This is a genomic window from Endozoicomonas sp. ALE010 (genome assembly GCF_049310165.1).
GTDB lineage: Bacteria > Pseudomonadota > Gammaproteobacteria > Pseudomonadales > Endozoicomonadaceae > Endozoicomonas.
The window spans coordinates 1-7174 of record NZ_JBLYNV010000115.1 but is presented as its reverse complement, the minus strand read 5'-3'; the positions used below and the strand labels follow the sequence as shown (position 1 = coordinate 7174).

The window sequence follows — 7174 nt, the reverse complement described above, 5'->3', positions numbered from 1 at the left end:
CGGTATCATTTATCTCGGTAGACAGTGCCATTGTTGTGGGCGAAGCCGGTTTTGAAACAAGTATGGTGGTTGATGCCCCGGTTTCGGTTTCCCTGTCTGTTGCTGGCGTGGCGGCCGGTGGTGCCACTGTCGTGGTCAATGCTTCAGGACAAGGCAGGTCGGGAAAGAGTATGTCGGATTCCATGGGCGGGGTTTCGACGGAGAATAAATCACTGCTTAAATTGCTCGACATGCCTAACTGGTCAAGATACTTTTGGTTGGGTTCGCAATCCGGGAGCAAGAGCGAATGAGCGACAGGTTTACACACATTATCCAGCAGCGAACAGAAACCAGGACTGTTATATGGAACATTGTTAAGATAGGTATTACAAACCAGGGTACTATTATTTTTGATACGCTTAATTGCCTCTGAAACTTTGCCGTCGATCCTGGAATCAAACGCCTTGGTCTCGATAACGGTACTGTTAATATTATCAGGAATCTCCCCGACCCCAATACCAGCAATTGCATCTGTAGCGTTCACACTACTTTTCACTGCCAGGGTGTTGGCAACGGTTGCATCATTAACGTATCCTGTGCCGATAGCTGCATTGGCCAGTTGACCGGAAGTTTTGACCTTGCAATTCACCGCAGTGCTGCCGTTAACGATGCTATTATAAGCAGCTCCGGCTCCGATGCCCGCATCTGCCCAATGCCCTTCGGTTATGATTGTGCAGTCCAACGCTGTGGTGAGTGAAACGAAGCTGTCACTATAAATATGTCCCGCTCCAATACCGGCTTGGCCAAACTCATTTTTGGTAGTGACGTTGCAGTGCACTGCCGTCGTGCTAGTAACTTTTCCTCCTTTATCGACTTTACCCGCGCCAATACCGGCAAAGGCATTTTTCTTCGATGTTTTGACGTGACAATTCTCTGCCACAGTATTAGTAACAGTACCCTTCTTCTCAACCTGCCCACCCCCGATACCCGCGCTGGCATCGGTACCGTTTGCTGTAACATTGCAGTTCACTGCTGTGGTGCCAGTCACGGTGCCACCTCTAAACCATCCCCCGCCGATGCCGGCAAAACTATTATCTCCAGATGTTGTCACTATGCTGTCCATTGCCGTGGTGTCAGTAACATCGGACTCAATAGAATTTCCCCCGCCGATACCCGCATAGCCATGATTACCAGAAGTTACCACCGTGCAGTTCTGTGCCCTGGTGTTGGTAACTTTTCCACCGAAAATGCTTCCCGCTCCAACAGCGGCATTTGCATTATCGCTCATTGTTTCAACGCGACAGTGAACCGCTCTCGTGTCGGCAACATTTCCTCCTTCAACAACGCCTGAGCCAATAGCGGCGCTCCCACCCGATGTTGCACTATTCGAGGTTTTGACTGTGGAGTCCAGTGCCTTGGTGTTGGTAACGATTCCTCTGGTCAAAACATGTCCCACTCCAATAGCGGCATTTGCCTTATGACCGGATGTTTCAACTGTACAGTTCTTTGCCATAGTATTTTTAACAGTATTCTTAAACACACCGATGCCTGCGTACCCACTCCCGATGCCTGCGCTGGCCTCGCTGCCGGTCGTTACCACCGTGCAGTTCTCGGCCCTGGTGTTGTCAATGTTACCTCCGGTCAAAACATGTCCCACTCCAATAGCGGCATAAGACTTTTTGCCTCCGGTTTCAACGTGGCAGTCAACCGCTATCGTGTTAGCAACCGTGCCAGCCTCAACGTACCCTGCCCCGATACCCGCGCTTCCAGAATCAGAATCTTTGTCGGTCGTGATGTTACAGTCCACGGCCGTCGTGTTAGCAACGGTTCCGCCTTCTTGGACCTTTCCTGCAATAACCCCCCCATAGGCTCCATTACCCGAAGTACTTACATGAGCATTTTCAACCCGGATATTACTGATCATGGCATTACCAGAAATTTCACAGGCCACCACTGCGGCCGGGCCTGTGGACGTTATATTGGCATTAGTAAAGCGCAGGCTATCGACACTGCCTCCACCGGCCAGTTTTTTTATCAGGCAATGTCTGAGATTACCGATGGTACGATTTTCGCCATGGAAGATGCCGGTAAACGGATGGCTATCATTACCGATGGATTGCAATTGGCTACCATCAATACACGGAACAGTTTGCCGGTAAGTGCAATTGCGTGGAAAGCTCTCGTTACGGCCAATCATGCCCAGGATTTCGGCATCCGCCACCTCAATCGGCTCGCTGCCACAGGTGGCCGATGCTGCCAGGCCGAAAGCAGCAAGACCGGACAGCGCCCCCAGCACCGCCGCCGCATTGGGCAGATGACAAGACCCGGGCGCTGTGCTTGTCGGTTTACGATGCTGCTGCGATGAGTTCTGTTGTGTGTCTTTTATTTTATCGTTGTCGTTTTCCTGGGTTCCGTCCCGCGTTAAAAACGGTAACACCCCAGACTTCCTGGATACATCCAAACTGCCCCATCGTCCCTGTGGCTCTGTAGATGGTATTGTTGCAAGTCGGGAATCGCTGACAGTGCCGCTTCTGGGCACGGTCGGTGGCTGTATCAACATTACTACCTCATCAATACTTCGAAAGCTTTTACTCAAAAATATCCTGTGTCGTGTAAATCAGCGAATAAGAGATAAACACCAATATTTATTTGCTGATTCAAATTTTTGGGAAACAACATAGCTCAGAATGCTAAAGACGTTATGCCTATTTTGAAAAAGTCACAGAAAATACGACGTTGGTCACGCCCTGATGTTCAGGATTTTCAGAGCCAGAAAATCCTCAGGATAAGTTCAAAGACCCGGCGGAGTGCCACTACCGCCCGGTGAGAATTTCAAGCAAGTGAAGTACAGTAACTGGTTTTCCCCTCGTTCCCACGGTCCCCCATGGGAATGCATACCGGGCCTCTTGTGGGTCTCCATTAAACACTCATGATTCCGGACATAAACAGAATGTTTTATATCTGGCAGGCTCCGGTATGCATTCCCGACCCATAGGGCCTGCATGGGAACGAGGGGGGTGGCTGTGTGGGTATTAGCGCTTTTTTGTACCGGGTCTCACACGAACTCCGCAGGCGGGGGGCCGCCCTACGGAGCGCTCTGCACCTGCGCGGCCCGACACGTTTGGTAAGTGACCATGAAAATCGACATCACTTCCTTTACCGGCGAGGTTCTCAGGCTGGATAGCCATCTTCTGGATGATACTCAGTCAGAAGCAGCGGTTGATTGTCGTTTAACTAATGGCAGCCTTCACGCCTCCCAGCAATCTGCAAGGGATGGTGGTGCTGCCCGGCGGCGGAGCGGTGGGCTTCTCCGGTAAGGAGCTGATGTTCAATGACCCCTATCATTTATATGCATGGCCAGCAGGTTTGAGTTAGAAGGTACCGATACAGTCACTGCCGTGATTTTGGCCAGCGCCATGGCTGAGCTTTGAAGGGAGCCAGTCCTCCTGCATGATCTGGTCAAAGGTCCATGGACAATTCTCCGGGAAATCTTCTTTTGACATGTCGGTGTCGATGATTGCTGCTCGAAGGGCAGATTCAAAGATGCCTTCCCAGTCACTTATAATTTTTGCCTCCAGGCTTGGGTATTTCTCCATCAGGTCTTTGGTTTGTTTTCGGTGTGCCCGGATGCTGTTTTCCCAGCTATGGCCATATTCCCGTTTTTGGGGCTGGTACTGCCATTTGAACAGGTGCATCAGTAATTCTGCCAGGTGGCTGTCCAGCTTTCGATCCAGCTTCATAGACAGTGTTTCACTGTTTTTGTTCATTGGCGGCGTATGATCGGTCGACGTTGACCCGTAAACCGCCACCAGGGGCCGATTCAGGGCCGCCGCTATATGCATCAGGCCAGAGTCATTACTGACCACAGCGCTGGCAAAGGAGAGCAGGTCGATGGCATCCGCCAGCGATGTTTCACCGGCCATGTTATGGCAGTGCTGCTGCAATGCATCAGGCAGGCAGCTTTTTATTTCAGCGGTGACCGCTTGATCTTTGGCTGAGCCAAACAGCCAAACCTGCCATCCCTGTTCAGCAAGGGAGCGTGCCACTTCGGCGTAGTAACCGGTTGGCCACTGCTTGGAGGGGCCAAACTCAGCACCCGGGCACAGTGCCAGAATGGGCCTGTCGGTGTGCAGGTGGTAGCGGCCAGGGACTTTGCTGGCGGTATTACTGTTTACCTGAAGCGCAGGAATCGGCAGGAGCTCCGGTAGTGAAGCACCCTCCGGATAGGCCAGGGCGACAAACCGTTAACCGTTCCACCATCAGTGGGTACTGACTTTTATCCAGCCTGCGAATGTCGTTCAATAGCCCGTAGCGCATTTCGCCGCGCCAGCCAATACGGTGCCTGATGTTGGCCCAGAGAGGCACCAGTGCTGATTTGAACGAGTTGGGTAAGGCGATGGCGTGTGTGTAGCCTTCCGCCCTCAGGATTTTGCCCAGCTGGTAGCGGGCTTTAAGTCCCAGTTTGCCATGACCCAGGGGCATATCAATACCCCTGCGAACTTCAGGCATACGCTCAATGATCGGCAGGCTCCAGGCGGGAGCGAGTACATCGATGATGGCATCAGGGTGTTGTTGTTTCAGGGCAATGAACAGCGTTTGTGCCATTACCATGTCCCCTACCCATGAGGGACCGACGATCAGATATTTCATCCCGTCTGGAATTCCTTATAGTGAATGGGAGGGAATTATAAGCGCTGTTTGCGCAGGTAAAAAGTGACCGGTTAATGAGTAAATTTAACTCATGTTACGCAATTGAAGAAATCTGCCATGCTGTAATGCATGAAAAATGAGCTACTTGAACTGAAAACCAAAAAGGCCAAGCGAACAGCTGAGAAAATCAAGAACGAATATTGATGCCATTTGGTTAACTACTTACGTACGAACACTGGGGACAAAAGCAGGCTGATCTTTACATTGATGGACTGCACCAATATTTAACCAAAGTCCCCAGAAACCACGCCTTACTGAAAGTACTTGCGCAGAGCATCATAGTGAAGTCAGTTTTTTGCATAAAGAAAAAAACATAACCCGGGAACTTTTACATCACTGGATGGATCAATGATACCAAGTATTTTTTGTACACATTTCCAATGTACTTTTATGCAACATCATCAAGGCCTGTTTATGATTCAGCAACCTGTTCAGCAGTCCATTCAGCAACCAATTTATGACAGCGCTTCCCAATGTTCAGGGAATGGCGTCGAACATTCCTGGCTCGGCCATGGCGTTGCTGTTGCTAAAGCATTTGCGAAATCATTGATTCCGATGGAAGATCCTCACTTCAGTATTAATCCCGATAAAGCACTGGAAGGTATTGGGCGACTGGCCACGGCAACTATCGTGCCGTTGAGTCCCATCCTTTTCATAGCGAAAGATATTGCCGATGCGTGGTTCGGCAGCTGTTTGCCCGGGCCTGATGCCAAACCGGAATTACCACAGACATCAAAAGCAACCGGGGAAGAGGCGCAGGAAAAAGAACCCGGCTCGAAAGACGTACCCCTTCAACAGCCATCCACTGCCCGCTATCAAGGGAGTCAGGGAGCCAGAGGACTGCTTGCACTTGGTACGCTGGCCAGCTCTTTTCACTATGCCAATTCGGATGCCATTGCCGATTGTCCACAACCCATACAGATGCCCATACAGATTAATGATACGAAAACCCTGGGCAGGATTGGTCGGGATCCCTGCTATCCACTGAACGGTACATACCAACAGACGGCGGATATTGTTGCCACTCGAGACTTTCAATCCATTGGCAGTGATACCGATCCATTCACCGGGCAGTACGATGGGCAGTGCCGTACCATCAGCGACCTGCCTGACTGTCTTGTTGACACTCTGAAAGGCAGCATCAGTCACCTTCACTTGACTGGTGCCAATATAATAAATTCCAGGAAGGTGACTGGGTTAGCAGCCTGTGTTGTTGATATTAATGGCACAGTCAGTGGTGTCCGGGCTGGAAATGCTCGTGTTTCCACTTGGGGTTACAGAACTTACGCGGGCATTGGGGGAGGGGAGGTTAAAGGAACGGTTGCCAACATCACGGCGGTGGACAGCACGGTGGAAACCTCGGGTGAACGTGGATACGCCGGCATCGGGGGGGGGATGGTTCACGATGGAGGAGTGGTTGCCAACACCACGGCGGTGGACAGCAGGGTTGAAACCTCGGGTGAACGTGCATACACCGGCATTGGAGGGGGGTGGGTTTCCGGAATGGTTGCCAACACCACTGCGGTGAACAGCAAGGTCAAAACCAACAAGGGTCAACTTGCACGCGCCGGCATCGGGGGGGGGTTGGTTACCGATGGAGCAAAGGTTGCCAACACCAGGGCGGTGAACAGCACGGTCGAAACCTCGGGTGAAGGTGCAGACGCCGGTATCGGGGGGGGGTGGGTTAACCGAAACGCAACGGTTGCCAACACCACGGCGGTGAACAGCAGGGTCGAAACCTCGGGTAAAGGGGCATACGCCGGTATCGGGGGAGGGCAGGTTACCCAAAACGCAAAGGTTGCCAACACCACGGCGGTGAACAGCACGGTCGAAACCTCGGGTAAAAGTGGATGCGCAGGCATCGGGGGGGGGGCGGTTTTCAATCAAGGAACGGTTAACTACACCACGGCGGTGGACAGCACGGTCAAAACCTCGGGTAAAAAAGCATACGCCGGCATTGGGTTAGGGCAGGTTGGCGATAGAGCAACGGTTGCCCACACCACGGCGGTGAACAGCAGGGTTGAAACCTCGGGTGACGATGCCCACGCCGGCATCGGGGTAGGGGCGGTTTTCGATCAAGGAACGGTTGCCAACACCACGGCGGTGAACAGCACGGTAAAAACCTCGGGTGAAGATGCAAACGCCCGCATCGCGGTAGGGGGGCAGGGTTCCGGAACAACGGTTGCCAACACCACGGCGGTGAATAGCTATGTCATCATGAAAAAGGATTTTGGACCTGAATCCAATGAGCAGCTTTTTTGCCAAAAAGCTGACCCACGTGTGTTAACAGACAATTGCGCTTCGGGAACTGAATTTCCGGATGCGTTGGATTTTTCTTACGGTGATGTTTGCCCGGTAAATGCCGCTAAAGTGTCCACAACCGCTTTGGCGTCAACGGCCACTACAGAGTCAACAGCGGCGGCGTTAGCAGCCGCCACAGTGTCAGCAGACGCTACAGCATCAACAGCCGCTACGGCGATCATTA

The 7174-nt window shown here is 52.0% G+C and carries 5 protein-coding genes; 2 read left to right on the top strand and 3 right to left on the bottom strand.

Annotated features, from left to right (window positions below):
- Positions 1-2416: hypothetical protein (locus tag ACO6UY_RS23580; protein ID WP_422491497.1), on the bottom strand; the 2416-nt coding region annotated here is incomplete at its 3' end.
- A gap of 697 nt (positions 2417-3113) precedes the next feature.
- Between ACO6UY_RS23580 and ACO6UY_RS23575 the strand changes: the two genes are divergently transcribed.
- Positions 3114-3296 (top strand): hypothetical protein, encoded by a 183-nt coding sequence (locus ACO6UY_RS23575; RefSeq protein WP_422449718.1) that lies wholly within the window; start codon positions 3114-3116, stop codon positions 3294-3296.
- Between the two features lie 54 nt (positions 3297-3350).
- Here the strand turns inward: ACO6UY_RS23575 and waaF (ACO6UY_RS23570) are convergent, their stop codons facing one another.
- On the bottom strand, positions 3351-4169 hold the full coding sequence (gene waaF, locus ACO6UY_RS23570; protein ID WP_422491498.1) for a lipopolysaccharide heptosyltransferase II: 819 nt from the start codon (positions 4167-4169) through the stop codon (positions 3351-3353).
- Positions 4144-4629: a lipopolysaccharide heptosyltransferase II gene (gene waaF, locus ACO6UY_RS23565; RefSeq protein WP_422449719.1), complete on the bottom strand. Its 486-nt coding sequence runs from the start codon at positions 4627-4629 to the stop codon at positions 4144-4146. The genes waaF (ACO6UY_RS23570) and waaF (ACO6UY_RS23565) overlap by 26 nt, the downstream gene beginning before the upstream one ends.
- Positions 4630-5103: 474 nt before the next feature.
- Here waaF (ACO6UY_RS23565) and ACO6UY_RS23560 point away from each other — a divergent pair.
- Positions 5104-7174, top strand: a 2071-nt coding sequence (locus ACO6UY_RS23560) for a hypothetical protein (RefSeq protein ID WP_422491496.1), incomplete at its 3' end; no start/stop codon positions are given.

Coding starts and splice junctions, on each gene's coding strand:
- ACO6UY_RS23575 (WP_422449718.1), top strand. CDS start 3,114: ATGAAAATCGACATCACTTCCTTTACCGGCGAGGTTCTCAGGCTGGAT.
- waaF (WP_422449719.1), bottom strand. CDS start 4,629: ATGAAATATCTGATCGTCGGTCCCTCATGGGTAGGGGACATGGTAATG.